The 15258-nt window shown below is 69.1% G+C and carries 11 protein-coding genes and 1 pseudogene; 8 read left to right on the top strand and 4 right to left on the bottom strand.

The window, feature by feature from the left end; translation table 11 throughout:
* Window positions 1–282 precede the first annotated feature (282 nt).
* From K1T34_RS46055 to K1T34_RS46030, 6 genes are all read left to right on the top strand, one after another.
* Window positions 283–540 carry a hypothetical protein gene (locus tag K1T34_RS46055; RefSeq protein WP_220241005.1) on the top strand — a complete coding sequence of 86 codons (258 nt, stop codon included), beginning with the start codon at window positions 283–285 and terminating at the stop codon, window positions 538–540.
* A gap of 155 nt (window positions 541–695) precedes the next feature.
* On the top strand, window positions 696–1472 hold the full coding sequence (locus K1T34_RS46050) for an MBL fold metallo-hydrolase (protein ID WP_255638052.1): 777 nt from the start codon (window positions 696–698) through the stop codon (window positions 1470–1472).
* A 226-nt stretch (window positions 1473–1698) separates the two neighbouring features.
* Window positions 1699–2076 carry a hypothetical protein gene (locus tag K1T34_RS46045; RefSeq protein WP_220241002.1) on the top strand — a complete coding sequence of 126 codons (378 nt, stop codon included), beginning with the start codon at window positions 1699–1701 and terminating at the stop codon, window positions 2074–2076.
* 121 nt (window positions 2077–2197) lie between these two features.
* On the top strand, window positions 2198–2383 hold the full coding sequence (locus K1T34_RS54150) for a hypothetical protein (protein WP_255638051.1): 186 nt from the start codon (window positions 2198–2200) through the stop codon (window positions 2381–2383).
* Window positions 2384–2895: 512 nt separating this feature from the next.
* A complete protein-coding gene (locus K1T34_RS46035) occupies window positions 2896–3270 on the top strand; it encodes a hypothetical protein (RefSeq protein ID WP_220241000.1) in 375 nt (124 codons plus the stop codon).
* A complete protein-coding gene (locus tag K1T34_RS46030) occupies window positions 3267–3482 on the top strand; it encodes a hypothetical protein (protein WP_220240998.1) in 216 nt (71 codons plus the stop codon). Before K1T34_RS46035 ends, K1T34_RS46030 begins: the two co-directional genes overlap by 4 nt.
* A 673-nt stretch (window positions 3483–4155) precedes the next feature.
* Here the strand turns inward: K1T34_RS46030 and K1T34_RS46025 are convergent.
* Entirely contained in the window at window positions 4156–9144 is a 4989-nt protein-coding gene (locus K1T34_RS46025) for an AAA family ATPase (protein WP_220240996.1), read from the bottom strand.
* 1142 nt (window positions 9145–10286) lie between these two features.
* Here K1T34_RS46025 and K1T34_RS46020 point away from each other — a divergent pair.
* Window positions 10287–10799 (top strand): bifunctional DNA primase/polymerase, encoded by a 513-nt coding sequence (locus tag K1T34_RS46020; RefSeq protein WP_220240994.1) that lies wholly within the window; start codon window positions 10287–10289, stop codon window positions 10797–10799.
* A 231-nt stretch (window positions 10800–11030) separates the two neighbouring features.
* Here K1T34_RS46020 and K1T34_RS46015 read toward each other — a convergent pair whose 3' ends face one another.
* On the bottom strand, window positions 11031–11456 hold the full coding sequence (locus K1T34_RS46015) for a hypothetical protein (protein WP_220240992.1): 426 nt from the start codon (window positions 11454–11456) through the stop codon (window positions 11031–11033).
* Between the two features lie 131 nt (window positions 11457–11587).
* Here K1T34_RS46015 and K1T34_RS54965 point away from each other — a divergent pair.
* Window positions 11588–12100: pseudogene (locus tag K1T34_RS54965) on the top strand (DUF5131 family protein); the annotation flags it as partial.
* 30 nt (window positions 12101–12130) lie between these two features.
* On the opposite strand, the gene K1T34_RS54140 reads toward K1T34_RS54965, so the two are convergent.
* Both K1T34_RS54140 and K1T34_RS46005 read right to left on the bottom strand, forming a co-directional pair.
* Window positions 12131–12877: a hypothetical protein gene (locus K1T34_RS54140; protein ID WP_255638883.1), complete on the bottom strand. Its 747-nt coding sequence runs from the start codon at window positions 12875–12877 to the stop codon at window positions 12131–12133.
* A gap of 1188 nt (window positions 12878–14065) precedes the next feature.
* Window positions 14066–14659, bottom strand: coding sequence for a pyridoxamine 5'-phosphate oxidase family protein (locus K1T34_RS46005; RefSeq protein WP_220240988.1), 594 nt, complete (start codon window positions 14657–14659; stop codon window positions 14066–14068).
* Window positions 14660–15258 lie beyond the last annotated feature (599 nt).

Here is a 15258-nt window from a genome sequence, read left to right as displayed (position 1 = left end):
CGCCGGAATGTCCGGAGGATGAACGGCAGGCCAGGCTGCGTCGCGCTTTTGCACTTGCTCTGACCTGGGGAAATGGTCTGTTGTGAGCGGTTGTCGATCGCTTTCGACGACGGTGTTATCGGGGTTTTTTATCGTGCCATTGCGAAACGGAATCGGTGCACCGATTCGTGCTGAGGCGAGTCTATTGCAATTTCCGATCAGGCGAGTCGAAATCGGCGAAGGAGGCCCTCTCGCCCGCGCGCGGTGCCCACTCTGGACGCATCACGACGCGGAGGAGGACACGTGCGGCAGGTACGGGTGACGGCCAGGACGACGGAGGCCGAGGACGTGGTGTCGTTCGCACTGAGCGGCGACGGACTGCCGGCGTGGACGCCGGGCGCGCACATCGACGTCGAGGTGCGGCCGGGCGACGCGCGGCAGTACTCGCTGGATCGCGGTGCTGCGCGAGGACCCGGGCCGGGCCTGTTCCGCGCGTCGGGCAAGTCGATGATGATCTGCGTCTCCCGGTCCCGTTCGGCGCAGTTGGTCCTCGACGTGTGAGTGGTGCTCGATAGGCAGTGCCAATCGTGCGGTAGCTCTTTCCCTCGCCGGGCTGTTCCGGTGGTCCGGACCGGTCATGCTGCGCGGAAGCCCTGCGAACCCCAGTAGATCGGAAAGCGAACATGCACCTCACCGTCCTCGGTTGCCGGTCCGGAATGCCGGCCGACGGCCAAGCCAGTTCGGGCTACCTCGTCGAAACCGCCTCGGCGCGGCTTCTCCTGGACTGCGGCCCCGGCGTCGCGACCGCCCTCTCCGCGGTCTGCGACCCGACGGACCTGGACGGCGTCGTCATCAGCCACCTGCACGCCGACCACTGCTACGACCTGTTGCCCATCGGCAAGTCCCTGCTGTCGGCCACCCTGACGTTCCCCGGCGGCCCCGCCGCCCGCTGCGCCTCCCTGCGCCGCGTGCCCCTGTTCGTCCCCGGCGACGCCACCGAGGTCTTCACCCGCTGGGCCGCCCTCTTCCCCGTCACCACGATGCCCTTGCTGGACAAGGCTTTCGAGCGGGCCTTCGACGTCCGCGAATACCAGCCGGGCGACCGCTTCGAGGCCGGCGACGCCACCATCGGCCTCCACGAACTCCGCCACGTCCTCCCCAACTGCGGCATCCGCGTCGAGTCGGGCGGGGCTGTTCTGGCTTACACGGGGGACACCGGCATGACCGACGCCGCGGTGAAGCTGGCGGCGGATGCGGATTTGTTGCTGGCGGAGGCCACGTTGAACGCGCCGGATGTCACGGATCATGGTCACCTGAGCGCTCTTGATGCCGGGGCGATCGCGACTCGATCGGGGGCTCGTTCGCTGGCCTTGACCCACTTCGCTTCCGGCGAGGCTTCTTGGCTTGAGCAGCTGCGCACTTCCGCCGCCTCGGCTTTCGACGGCCCGATCCGCTTAGTGCGTGGCGGCGATCGGATCAGCGTCGCGGGCTGAGCCGGCTTCAAGACATTCGTGAACACGATGTGCTCGCTGTCTCGGAGACCCGCCCGTCCGGCGAGGCTTCTTGTGGTCGGCCGTCGGCCGGTCGCATGGTTACCGGAGGCGGCCCCGCGCGATCCGGCCGATGGTGGCGCGGCCCCGGAATGGCCGGCTTGCGCTTGACGTGCGGTTCGAGGCGTTTGGTTGAAGGCGAACGGTCGGACAGGGCAGGCTTGACCGGGTGAAGATCGATCCGCCGAGGCCGCTCACCGCGCAGGAACGGGTGATGCTCGACCTCGTGCTCTCGCCCGACTTCGTCGGTGCGGCGCAGCTGCGAGAACAATCGACGTCTGCCGTCGTCGTCGGGCGCTGTGATTGCGGTTGTCCCTCGGTCGATCTGCGGGCGGGAGACGCCGCGCCGATTGCACGGGTGAGTTCGAGACTTGTGCCGTCTGAGCTCGAGGTTCTGCCGGTCGGCGATGAGCTCCCAGGGCAAGTGATCCTGTTTGCCGACGACGGCAGGCTGAGCTGTCTCGAGTACGTGTACTTCGACCAGACACCTGCCGAGTGGCCCGATCCGAGCCGAGTGCGGGTGATCGGTCCGGAAGCGCCTGGCTGATCTGTACGACAACAGGTCCAGCGGGAGTGCCATCGAGGGTGATCATGGCATCACGCGTGCCGACGAATTTGTCGTCTCTCGTCTCCGCGACTGGCAGCTGGGCCACGATGTCGCGCGGGTCGTGGAGCAGATGCTCGGGCACGCCGAGGCGGCGATGACGCTCAACGTCTACGGGCAACTGTTCCCGGACCCCCTCGACGAGCTGGCCGACGTCCTGGACCTCCACCGGAAGGCGACGCCACGAGCATGGCGGCGTGATGATCAGCCCCGGGGCATGTGGGCAAAATGTGGTCAGCCCCCGGGCTGAGTCATACCCGGGGCATGAAAAAGCCACGTTTACCTGCGTGAACGTGGCCGATCCGGTCGGGCTGACAGGATTCGAACCTGCGACCCTTTGACCCCGAGGACGTGGGAGTTGGGTCTTCCCAGCTCAGAGCCCGTGTGCGTGATCATCTGCCGAGTCCGAATCGCCTGGTCGTTCGCTGCCGTGCGTGACGTGTGGTCCCCACCGTCGGGTCTGTTGTTGGTCAGCCGGCGGTTGTCTGCGTTCCTCGATGGTGCCTCCATCTGGTGGCCGACATGCGGAGGCAGCCTGGCCCCACCTGGTTGTGCTCGGCATGTCCACCCCGTCCGGCACCGGCGCGGTGGTGCTGCGCCGCGACAACCCCACCCCTACCTGTGGCCGCGCCGGACCCGGTTCCGAGCGAGCCCGCGTGGGCGCTTCATGCCGCGCTCAACCAATTCCGCTGCCGAGGCCCAGCACCCCATTCGCCTCGCGGCTCCGAAGACCACTTAGACCTCCCGGAAGGGAAACAAGCGATGACCTACCTCAACCTCGTGTCCTTTCACCTCTCTGGCCAGGGCGTCGTTGGGATGACGAACGAGCAGGAGATCGGCGACGTGACAGTGGCCTTGCCCCGGCCGTATCTGCCGATCGGCGGCGCCCCGGGCGTGGCGCCGGCGCTCGAACCCACCGCGAACGGGGTCCTCGTCGGGTTCGACCGCTGGACCGGCATGTGCGTACTGCCCGGGTGGGGCGGAGTCCTGCCCCCGTCGATCGGGCGCCATGAGCAGGCCGTGCAGGCGCGCGAGTTCGACCGCGACCTGGCCATCGACAGGACCTCGCCAGCTGCCGAAGTCAAGGCGTGGTGCGTGCGCCGGGCCGGGCAGCAGCGGGCCGGTGGTCGGTCGTGACCACCACCGAGACCGCGCGGCGGGCGCGGGTGTGGCTGGCGGCCGGGCTCGGTGGGAGGCCGGCGCCGGGCGACCGGCCCACCGTCCGCGACGACCTGATGCGCCAGTGGTGCCCCGGCCCGGACGGCCGCTGGCACACCCCTGATGGCCGGCACCACGCCGACTGGACCGAGCTGCACACCCGATACGACCTGGTGGAGGTGACCCGATGAGCACCGGCAATGCCAGTGCCGGCCGGCCCTTACGCCGCATCGCCCGCAATACCGCCGGACCTCCTCCATCAACGCCCGCGCCCGCGCAGCTGCCCGGTCGGTCGCGGCCGGACCCCGGGCGATGTCGAACGTGACGCCCTGGGTGGGGCGGTCGAAGTCGCGCTTCACGCCGCGCGCGTCGGTCCATTGCGGACACGACGGGCTGGACCAGAACAGGTCCGCGCGAGGGAAACCCGCGATGTCGACCTTCGCGATGTAGCCGGTGGGAGGCTGCTCCTGTCCCAAGTTGTCCCCGGGGTGGCGAGCTCAAGATCAAATAGGCTCTGAGGTGTTATCAACGAAAAGGGCCCTTGAGTAGCAATTTCGCCGCTCAAGGGCCCTGCGTTTGTCCGGTCGGGCTGACAGGATTCGAACCTGCGGCCCCTTGACCCCCAGCATTTCGCGGCGTGCGCGACCTGCGAAAACAGCGACCGCCGTAGGCCTCGGGTTCGTTGAGTGGCTGCCGCGGCCGAAGGTGGGAACCCTTCTTTGTACTGCAGGCACATGACCGAGGCGGTCGCGCGGCTCACGTCGCAGAAGAGCGACCGGCCACCGCACCGAGGGGGAGTGCGGCGGCCGGTCGCGGAGGGACCCTGACCGAGCAGTGAGACGCCTGGCGTTCGGTCCTACCCGGCTAGCGAAACGCCGCACCGCTCGGCGTCGCGGTACCTGGCGGATCCAGGTCTGGCCGGCCGGTCGGTCGGGGTGATCTCTGGTCCGGTCCCGCGAGGGGAAGCTCCAGGTGCAGGCTCGTGCCCGCGTCGGGTGGACTTTGGAGGTGGAGTCGGCCGCCGATGGCTTCGGCGCGGTCTTTGAGGCCGAGCAGCCCGGTGCCCCGGGTGAGGTCGGCGCCACCGACGCCGTCGTCGCGGACCGTGATGCGCAGGACGCCGGTGGGGGGGTCGGGATCGATGGTGACGGTGACCGAGGACGCGCGTGCGTGTTTGGCCGCGTTGGTCAGGGCTTCGGCGATGATGAAGTAGGCGCTGACTTCAATGGGTTCGGGTAGGGGTGGTAGCGGGTGCAGGTCGAGCTCGACCGGGATCGGTGAGCGGCGGGCCAGTGCGCGGACGGCCGGTGTGAGTCCGCCGGTGGCCCGGATGCCGGGGTGGAGGCCGTGGGCGATTTCGCGTAGCTCGTCGAGCACGCCGGTGGTTTCGGTGGCGAGGTTGTCGAGTTCGGTGGTGAGGTGGCCGGTGTCCGGTGGCATGTCGGCTTGGATCGCGCGCAGGCGCAGGGTGAGAGCGACCAAGCGTTGCTGGGCGCCGTCGTGCAGGTCGCGTTCGATGCGTTGGCGTGCTTGGTCGGCGGCGGTGACGATGCGGGCTCGGGAGGCGGTGAGCTGGGTGTAGAGCTGGGCGTTGTCGAGGGAGACGGCGAGTTGGCCGGCGATGAGTTTGACGGCGTCGAGCCGGTCGGTGGTGAACCCGCCGCGGATCAGGCGATTTTCCAGCAGCAGCGCGGCTCGTAGGGTTGCGCGGCTGAGGATGGGTACGGCGAGAAGCGAACAGCCGGCGAGGTCGGTGAAGCACGGGTCGTCGGCGAAGCGTTCATCGTGGGTGACGTCGTCGACCACCAGTGGTGTCTCGGTTCGGCGGAGGTAGCGCAGCACCGACATCGGCACCGCGCGGTCGTGACCGGGGGCGCCCGTGGGGTCGGGCAGCAGCCAGTCCTGCCGGTCGTCGCTCCACAGCAGCAGGCGGACGCCGGTGGCCCCGGTCATCGCGCTGAGCACCTCGACGACGCGCGTGTGCAGGCGCTCGATGCTGGTCTCGGAACTCAGTGCCTGGGATGCGGAAAGAATGCCGAGCAGGTCGAGGGTGCCCGTGGTGACTGCGCCGGGTTGATTCAGCAGCTCGCCGGGCTGGTTCACGGCCAGCCCGAGGCTCGCCTCGAAGTGTCGTCGCAGGGTGGGGTAGGCCCAGTCGAGTTGGGTGACCTTGGCGCTCGCGCCCCAGGCGGCGTAGTGCCCACGGGCCTGGGCGAGCAGTTCGCGACCGGCGTGGTCCAGGCCGCGGGCCAGGTGGAAGCGCGCGGCGCGCTCGGTGATCAACGCACGGTGCCAGGGCCGGGCGCGGCGGGAGACCTCGCTGCGGGCCGCGTCGAACGCCAGCTCGGCGGCCTGCACAGCACCCGCCGCCCAGGCCCGCTCGGCCTCCGCCCACCGCAGCAGGTGCAGGAAGTTGTCCGGGGCGTCCGCGGCCCGGCCGGCCAGCCAGCCCGTCACCTCGTCCAGTTCGGACAGCAGCGCGGCGCGTTCGTCGCCGTCGGCCGCGCGGGCCTGCTCGGCGAGGGCCAGCCCGTGGAGCGAGCGGACCACGGCGGTGGGGTAGAAGCCGGCGGCAACCGGGAGCAGCCGCATTCCCGCCGCACTCTCTCGGACAAGACCGGCCAGATCCCCCGAGACGGCGGCGGCGATCGCGCGGGCGAGATACGCGTGGAGAAGCGCGAGAGGGTTATCGGTGAACCGGTCGAGGGTGATCGGGTCGGCAGGGCTGCCGCCGCGGAGCACGTCGGCCAGCCACCGGTAGGTCTCGAGCACCTGTCCGGTCTGCTCGTTGCCGGTCCGGTGCACGAAGTTGAGTCCACCGTCGACCTCGGTGAGGAGGCTTTCCAGCGAGGGGGCGCAGTCCGCCAGGGACCGCACTGTCAAGAGGTAGGTGTAGCCGGCGTTCGCCAGGTCGCCCTCGGCGATCAGCCCCTCCCGGGCCCGCTGAGCTTCGTGGACTCCGTTCTCGATCGGCTCCAGCCAGCAACTGAAGAGGGCGGACCTGTGGCGCGCCCGCGACATGCCGGGCTCGGCGCCGCGGGCCTCGGCCCACGCCAGGAGCCGCCATGACGCCCGGTATCCGCCGACGTAGTCGCCGCGCTGCGACACGGCGCAGTAGGCGGCGGCGCCGGCGGGCCCGAGCACGGTGGGGCCGGGGCCGTGCTCGATCCAGATCCGCAAGCCTTCCAGCCCGAGCCACGCGACCCAGGCGAAATCGGCGGCGAAGTAGGCCGCCAGGAACGCCGCGTCGAGCACGTGGGTCGCAGCCAGGAGCACGGAGTCGGTGAGGTCCGGCCGGGCCAGGTCGTCGGCGGGATCGCTGTGCTCCAGCCAGTGGTGCAGGAGGGCGAACCTCCGGTCGAGTTCGGCGGGGAGCCGCTCCGCCGACGGGACGTCGAGCCCGCACTCTCGCAGCGACTGCAGGCTCAGGCTGATCGCCTCCCCGAACCGGGCCTGGAAGCTAAGGCTGCGCACGTGAATCGCGGTCGCGCCCGCGCGGTCCGGTGTGCTCGGGCAGAGCCGCTCGATCTCCCGGTACTCCTCGTCGGCCTCCACCAGGCGGCCCAAGCTGAACAGCGCCGCCTGCCGGGCCGTGCGCAGCTCGAGCGCCACGGCGGTCTCCGCGGGATCGACCACCCGCAACGCGGCCACCAGGAGCGCGTTCACCAGCGTGTGATCGCCGATCAGCGCGGCCTGGCCGGCCGCGCGCTGGAGCAGCTCGGTCATCTCTCGCCGCTCCGCGAGGTCCTCGACCGCGTCGAGCACCGGCAGGTACTGCTCGGCGGCGACCGCGAACAGGCCATGTGCTCCGGCGAGCCGTCGTGCCATGGCCAGTTGCAAGGCGCTTCGCCGCTCGGGACTGAGCCCGCCCAGGATGGCCTCGCGGATGCGGTCGTGGCGGAACCGCACGGCGCCGTGCTCCAGCACGAGGAGACCCTCATCGGCCGGCGGGGTCAGGCGCTGTGCCACCACGTCCGCCGGCTCGCCGGTGGCGGTCTGCAGCACATCTGTCTCGACTCGCCCACCCACGCAGGCCATCGCCTCCACCAGCTGCCGCGACGGTGGCGGCAGGGCTTGGATCCGCGACGTCAGCAGGTCGCCGCCCTCCGCCGGGCCGAGGTGGGCGCGCACCGCTGCGGGGTCCCACTGCCATCCCGCGGAGGTCGCGGTGAGGACGCCGTGGTGAGCCAGCGCGGTGAGCAGCTGCACGGTTTCGTAGGGGTTGCCGTGGGTGCGTGGCGCGATCACCTCGACCAGGCCCGCCGCCGCGGCCGCGTCGGCGTGCAGCATGTCGGCGACCAGGGCGATCAGGCTTGGGGTGGGCAGGTTCTCCAGCTGCAGGTACCGCACGCCGACCCGGTCGCGTGATCGCGACAGCGTCGGTGGCTGTGCCGAGTTCCCGTCGTCCCGATGCACGCCCACCAGCAACAGGCCGGGGATCGGGTCGGTATCGAGCAGGAGGTCGACGAAGCCGAGTGGGCCGGGGCCGGCCCATTGCAGGTCGTCGAGGAACAGCACCACCGGCCGGTCCGGTGAGGTGACCGCGCGCAGGATGCGAACGCCGTTGTGCTGCGCGCGCACTTGCGCGGTGAGCAGATCGCCGGGGTCGGGCGGCACGGCCAGCAGGGCGGCGAACTCCGGCACGACCGCGGTCAGCAGGCCCGCGTTCGGGCCGACCGCGTCGGTGATCCGTTGCCGGAGCTGGGCCAGCTCGCTCTCCGGCTGGGCCAGCAGCAGCCGGCCCAGCGAGCGGGACGCCTGGAACACCCCGTCGAATTCAAGGTCGCGCCGGTACTGGTCGAACTTGCCGGCCAGGAACCAGCCGCCCCGGCTGGTGACCGCCGGCCGTAGCTCGTGGACCAGCGCCGTTTTGCCGACTCCGGCCGCGCCGCCGATCAGCACTCCCCGGCACCGGCCCGCCAGCGCGTCCTCGAACGCCGCCTGCAACGCGGCTACCTCGGTATCGCGCCCCACCAGCCGTGCCGGGGCGACGGGCCGGCGCGGGAAGTCGTGGTGCCCGATCCGGATCGGTTCCGTGGCGCGCCCGGCCCGGGCGTCGCGCAACCGTTCCAGGTCGTGGATGACACCCTCCGCGGTCTGGTAGCGGTTGTCCGGCTCCTTTTCCAGCAGGTGCAGGATGATCTCGGACAGTGGGGCCGGCAGGGCCGGGTTCACCTCGACCGGGGGTGCCGGCACCCGGGCCAGGTGGCCGTGGACCAGGCGCAGCGGGTCCCCGGAGCCGAACGGCGGCGCGCCCGTCGCCAGCTCGTAGAGCGTGGCCCCCACGGCGTAGAGGTCGCTGCGTTGATCCACCGGACGGCCGGTCCGCCCGGTTTGCTCGGGCGCGAGGTAGGCCAGTGTCCCGGCGATGTCGCTTCGGCCGGGGGAGGGGGGAGCGGGGTCAGTGAGGGAGGTCGCCAGCTCGAAGTCGAGCAGGCACGGGGTGCCGTCGGGGGAGAGCACGATGTTCGCGGGGGTGATGTCGCGGTGCAACACCCCGCGCCGGTGCATCGCCGCCACGGCTCGGGCCACCCCGAGCCCGACACCGAGAAGGACGTCGACGGGAAGTGGCTCCGCCCGTCCGGCCAGGCTTCTTCCGCCGGCGTCCGCCAGCACGATCGACCCCGCATAGCGTGGCGCGTCCAGCAGCTGCGCGACATTCGAAACCCCGCGAAGCCGTTCCAGCATCGCGCGCTCGTGCCGCAGCCGCTCGGGTGCGTCCGGGCCCAGCGGCTGCTTGCACACCACGGTCTGATTCCCGAGGGACACCCGGCAGACGCGCGTGCGCCCGGTCTCGCTCAGCACGGCAACCTGCGCGGACGAACCCCGCCCCGGCAGCCCACCAGTGTCCATCCGACACCTCCACGACCCACCGCGACTCCTGCCTACACCTGTTCCGGCCCGATTTCGACCCCTCGCACGAAGGTGAATCGATTTCTCGTTCGTCGCTCTTTCGGAGTTCCCCGATTCCGCCGTATCCCGAATACCGGACGGAACCAAATTTCGGTAACGAGCTCACCCAGCGTGAAACTCCGAGGGTTTCCGAAATCAAGCGCGTCTTGACAGCAAGGGTCCGGCCGCGGTGCTGGCGGGCGCGTTCCAGGGCGCTGGGCTGCAGCGTTCGGGGCTGGCGGAGGCGACGGAGGCCGCCGCCGACAACGAGGCGATCCGCACGCCGGGAACTGCTCGCCGACGCCACCGAGCTGGCGACCGCGGGCCGCGCTGCGCGGTGGCTGGGCGACCTGGTGGGATCCGGGACGCTGACGGAGAACCAGCGCGCCCGGATCGCCGCCGAGGACGGGGCGCCCACGTTGGCGCGTTTGCTGCGCCGGGCGGAGCTGGCGGGGCACGACCCGCGCCAGGTCTTCGCCGCAGCGATCGCGACGGAGTCACTGTCTGGGGTGCGGCAGATGTCGAACGTGCTCCACCACCGCATCACCGGAAACGCGAGCCTGGAACCGGTCGGCGATTCCTACGCCGACCGGCTGCTGACGGTCGACGACGCGCAGTGGACGACCTACCTGCGCCGCTGGCCGACACCGCCGACCAGCGCCGCCGGGAACTCGGCGAGTGCGTGGCCGAGGAACCGCAGCAGTGGGCCATGGACGCGTTCGGACCGGTGCCGGACGACCCGGACGCCCGCAACGAGGATCGAGCTACCCCGTTCCGGGCGCGCGTTAGCTGGACAGACCGGCCACGAAGAAGCGCCGATCGCTGTCGCGCTCGGAAGCCTCCCGAGAGGAGGCGGAAGACTGGTGCGACGAGATGCGAAAGCTCGACGCCGGCGGGGTCGACCCGGACGCCGCCGCGTTGCCGCTCGGTTCATACGGCGACCTCAACCTTTCGCCTGCGCTGCGTGGATTAGCCGCGAAGACGACCGACCCGTATCCGGCGGGCTGGCGCGAGCGAGTGAAACCCACGCTCGGCCACATTCCCGTTCGGATGGTGACGTACGGCGCGGTTGATCGTGCTGCGATGAGCTGGATCGCGGACGGGTGCACCAAGTCAGTGATCCAGAACAGCCTGGCGATGTTGGTCCGCGTGACGGAGCAGGCGTATCGCGACAGGCTCGTAGACCGGAACCCGGCCAGGATCACCCCCCAGACACCCGCGCGGGTGGCGGCTACGTCGCCGCCCCCGGCTCGGCCACCGACCACGGCGTCTACCGGGTCACCGACGACACCGACCCGGTCGAGCTGCCCGCCTGGCTGGTCCAGGTCTGCACCGAACGCGCCACCGTCGCCCCGGCCCGCGCCACCCCGCCCACCTCCACAGTAGGCGGGGTCGGCGGGCGGACGTCGGCCTACGTCGCAGCCGCCATCGCAGCCGAGACCGGCGCCCCCGGCGCCCCCGGCGCGACACCCTGTCCCGCTCGGCCTATGCCCTCGGCCAACTCGTCGGCGCCCACGCCCCGCCCGAACCCGACGCGCTCGCCGCACTCGAGAACGCCTGGGCCGCCTGGGGTGACGACAAGTCGGCCGCCAAAGACCTCGGCCCCCACGGCGTGATCACGACCGCGCTGGCAGCCGGAAAAGCCAACCCTCGCCGCAATCTCGGAAGGAGCGCCGCCTGATGGCCCTCATCGTGCACCGCTGCCACTGCGGACACATCGACCTGTTTCACCACGGCCGCAACGACGAGCTCACCGCCGAGGACTCCACCCAGACAGCCTGCCGAGTACGGCCGAGCCGCCCCCGCAGCGACAACTCACGAGACACCGAGTTCTGGGGCCCGGCAAGTCAACCGGTCCGGCGGGCACGAGCGGGCATGATCGACTGACTGGTGGCCGGCCAGTAGCGGAGTTTGCCGTGGGTTGGAATGAGGTAGCCAATGCCGCGTTGCTCGGGTGGTTCCTCGGCAAGATCGGCAGCATAAACCTGGCCGGACACCGCATGGACGATCAGCCCGAGCGAGTAGCCAACACGGGAGTACAACTGCCTGCCGATTTCGGCAAGCCAGTCGTCAATGGGCCGCCGCCAGGCCAAGTGCGCCAGCGCACCCTCGCCTTCGGACGGGTATGGGAATGCACCCACTCGTGGATCAGCGCGTCCCAACGCGCCCAGCGGCAGATAGAAGTCCAGCCAGTCGATCCCGCTGTCTTCGCGGATGGCAACAACACCACACACAATCGGCGTCCCATCGGGCAGCAGGACGACCCCACGCAAGTGCTGATTCCGCCGCAAAGACTCGGACGTGCAGCCTACGGGTGCCTGCTCATGCGGCTCGCGGTCAACACTCCCATACCAACCAGGAACCGCAACGACTTCCCCCAGCTGTGTCATCCACCGCGATTCAGATGTCTCATGAGACACCAGGTTCTGGGGAACGGCGCATTCAGCCAGCTGAGGACACCACGCTCGCGGGAGAGATCCTGCGCGCCGTGCGGCGCCACGGCGTCCAACGGATCCACGGGTTCGGATTCAAAACACTCGGTCCGCTCAAGCATCACGCCTACATCGACTCGGCCGACTCGCTCGCCTGGTCCCCACCACCGCACCCGCGCAGAGCAACTGCCGCTGTAGAACCACACCGCGGACGGAAGGAGCGCCGCCTGATGAGCGCCACCACCACGATCGAGTGGACCGACGCGACCTGGGATCCCGTCACCGGGTGCACCGAGGTCTCCGAGGGCTGCGACCACTGCTACGCCAAGCCGTTCGCCGAACGCCGGCGCGGCACCCTCGGGCACTACTGGGTCGTGGCCGGTGGCGAGTCGGGCCCCGGAACCCAGCCACTGCACCCGGAATGGGCACGGTCCCTGCGCAACCAGTGCGACTGGGCGACTGTGCGGTTCCTGTTCAAGCTTCTCTGCGCTAACTGGGGATCGTCCGCAAGGATGTCAGATTCCGATGGGGATCGCGTTGATGGTGCAGGTGAAGTTGGCGTGGCGACCGGCCAGTTGCTGCAGTCGCCGTTCAGCTTCGTCGTGAGTGAGGAACGCCCCAATGGCATTGGTGTCTCCGTCCCGCGTGCCCATAGTGAGGACGTAGATGTAGCGGTAGCGGGAGCGGTCCTCGGTGGGGAGGTCGCCGGTGGTGCGGATGGCGTCGACGAGTTCGTCGATCGTGGCCATGGGACTGCCGAGCCCGCCGGCTACGCCGTTGAGCGCGGTTTGCGCCCACCGGGGTTTGGCTGGAGGCGACCATGGGGCGCTGCCGCCGGAGGGGTCGGCGAAGTAGCTGGGCTCGCCGAGGTCGCGGTCCTCGTGCCAGCCGACGGCCCGGGCGACGATGTAGTCGACTCCGCCGCCTGCTGGCTGCAGGACGAAATAGTGGTGTCCCTGGCCGAATTTGTTGTCCGCAGGGTCTCGGTAGGTGACTTCGGGGGTCTCAGCCTGGATCTGGGTCTGCTCGGCGGGGGTGGCGCAGCGGATCTGAAGCCTCTGGTAGTGGCTGCGGACCTTGATCACGTCGACGGGCTTGAAGAGCACGTCGACGCGCGTCCGGTCAGTGCCGCCCTCGCTGCGCAGCAGCAGCTGGCCATGGCTGGGGGTGTAGTCCCACCACTTGAACGTCCGGTCGGAGCTGTAGAGCTCCTTGCCGGGGGTGAGCTGGTCGCTGCTGTTGAGCCAGGCATGTGCGGTCACAGGGCAGATCATCCAGGGCACCGACGAGACCAATGGGGGTGGGCTGCCCCCGAGTTAGTGACCGAGCGCGTCTACCGGCACCAGATTCGGCCGGTGATGGTCGAGGCCGAAACGGCGATGGACGGCATCGTGGGCCGAAGGGTCCGGGAACCGTAGTCAGGCAGTTAGTCAGGCATGTCTCCAAAGGGTCCCCAGCGGGGATCATGACCGTGATGACCCCTGAACGCGAAAGGGACGCTTGAGCTGCGATGTTGCCGCTCAAGCGTCCCTTTTGTTCCGGTCGGGCTGACAGGATTCGAACCTGCGACCCCTTGACCCCCAGGATTTCGCATCACGCGTGACCTGCGAAAACAGCGACGCAGGCGCTCAGGTGAGTCTCCTCGACTTGCGTGTTTCGCACCTGTCGCGGGTGTGGTGGTCCACGTCTGGTCCACGCCCGTAACGCTTCAGCGATGGGCGAGAGTTCGCGGTGGAGAAGAGGCTGCTCCCAGAGGCCGTTGCGTGGACCGGAAATAGATCGTGACCCGTTCGGAGAAAGGCGTGGCGTCCACGAGCTGAGTGGCACACTAGAGCTCGCGCCGCTGGGACGCCGAGCGTGACCTGAGGGGTACGGGCCTTGCCGTGGTGCATCGTACGGTCGGTGCGCCGACCGAACACCCGCCACCGCGTATGCGGCCACCACGAGCGGATGAACAGCAAGTAAGCCACAGACGAAGACGTTGTAGGAGGTCCCATGGAGTCACCGGCACGCCGTCGATACGACATCGTCCACTGTTCGATTATCGGTCACGCACACTACGGTCTCCTGGTCGAGTCCCACGACGGTGAAAGCGGTTATGTGGACAGCTCACACATCACGGACAAGCCTGGCGAACCGTGGCCGGCGACCGGTCAGCAGCTGTGGTGTGTGGTCCTGGGATACACCAAGGAGAACAGGCTCCGAGCGGCGGCGACTCCCTCGTACGTCGAAACGATAGCTGCAGCAGACGACCCTGCGGCAGCGGCGAACGCTTGGAGTCGGCGAACGTACGGCCCCGCTGGCGTGCGGTGAACGCACCCCGTCTCGTGGCGCTCCTCCGCGCCGGCGCCCGCTTCGAGCGCGGCCACCTGGTCGAACGGGAGGAGACTCTGGAGGCATGACTTCCGTCCGGACAGACTCGCTGTGGTGTCCGCCCAGCGGCCGGGGTCCTATTCAGCGCGCGGAAGCGGTGGCAGCCGCAGCGGCAACCCCGGCAGGCCGTCGATGCTGGTCGCGATGTACTCCTTCTTCTGGAAGTACACGTCGAGGGACTCATCGGACTCGCGCGCGAAGCGCGACGCGTGCAGCGGCCGGTCCTCGTCATAGGTCATGAACGGGACCGCGTACCCGCAGGTGTCGCGGATCTTCTCGGCGGTCACGACAATGATCGCGCGCAGGCCGTGCAGGATCGGGTCGATGTCTGGGAAGTGCCCCATCAGCTCCGCCCAACGCGCATCGTCGCGAAAGACCGGCTCTCCGCGGCCGTGCACGCGCACGATGTTGGGCGGACCGTCGAAGGCGCACCACATCAGGGTGATGCGGCCGTTCTCGCGCAGATGGGCGATCGTCTCAGCGTTGCTGCCAGCAAAATCGAGGTAGGCCACGGTGAGTTCGTCGAGCACGGCGAACGAGCCGTTCAAGCCCTTGGGTGAAAGGTTGACGGTGCCGCCGCCGTTCAGCGGCGCCGTCCCGGTGAAGAAGATGTGCTGCGCCTCGATGAAGGCACGCAGTCTGCCGTCTATCCGCTCGTAGCTCTTTCCCATATGCCGATGATGGCAGGACGATGGTCCCTTCCACGCGGCAGAGAGCGGGGAGCACACGCCAAGGGTTCCACTAGCGCCAACTCAGAACACGATCAACCAGACCGCGCGAGCGGCGCCTCGTACTCGATCCACAGGTCTTGACAATTGCTCGGATCTAGCCGGACGTAGCCGGACAGCACCAGGTTGGCTGTGCGGCGGGACTGGCGTGTGCAGGTCAGAAGATGTGCCCCGGTGAGATTCGAACTCTCACTGGACGGGTTTTGAATCCAGCCGGAAGTGGTCTCTGACCTGCACGGCAGCGGATTTCCTGACTGTGGGGACCGGGCATAGACCGTGCCAGGCCGTGAGCATGTCCGCGGTCCAGTCCAGTCATGGCTGTGCGAAGCAGCCGGCTAGTCTGCGGTGCATGCGGGGCCTCCCGTCGCGCAACACCTGCGGCTGCGTCGGCTCGCCGTGTCATCACGCGGCAGGAAGACGTGGTTCGACGCCGCTGGAATTAGAACGCGGCGATTGCAAGCTGAACCTGACTTGACGGGACAGCGATCGTGCGTTTTGTTTCTTCATCAAATATGAACGTAGTACCATTACCTACGCCGACG

Source organism: Amycolatopsis sp. DSM 110486 (assembly GCF_019468465.1).
Lineage (GTDB): Bacteria > Actinomycetota > Actinomycetes > Mycobacteriales > Pseudonocardiaceae > Amycolatopsis.
The sequence above is the reverse complement of the archived record's forward strand: the minus strand, read 5'-3'. Positions and strand labels throughout refer to the sequence as shown.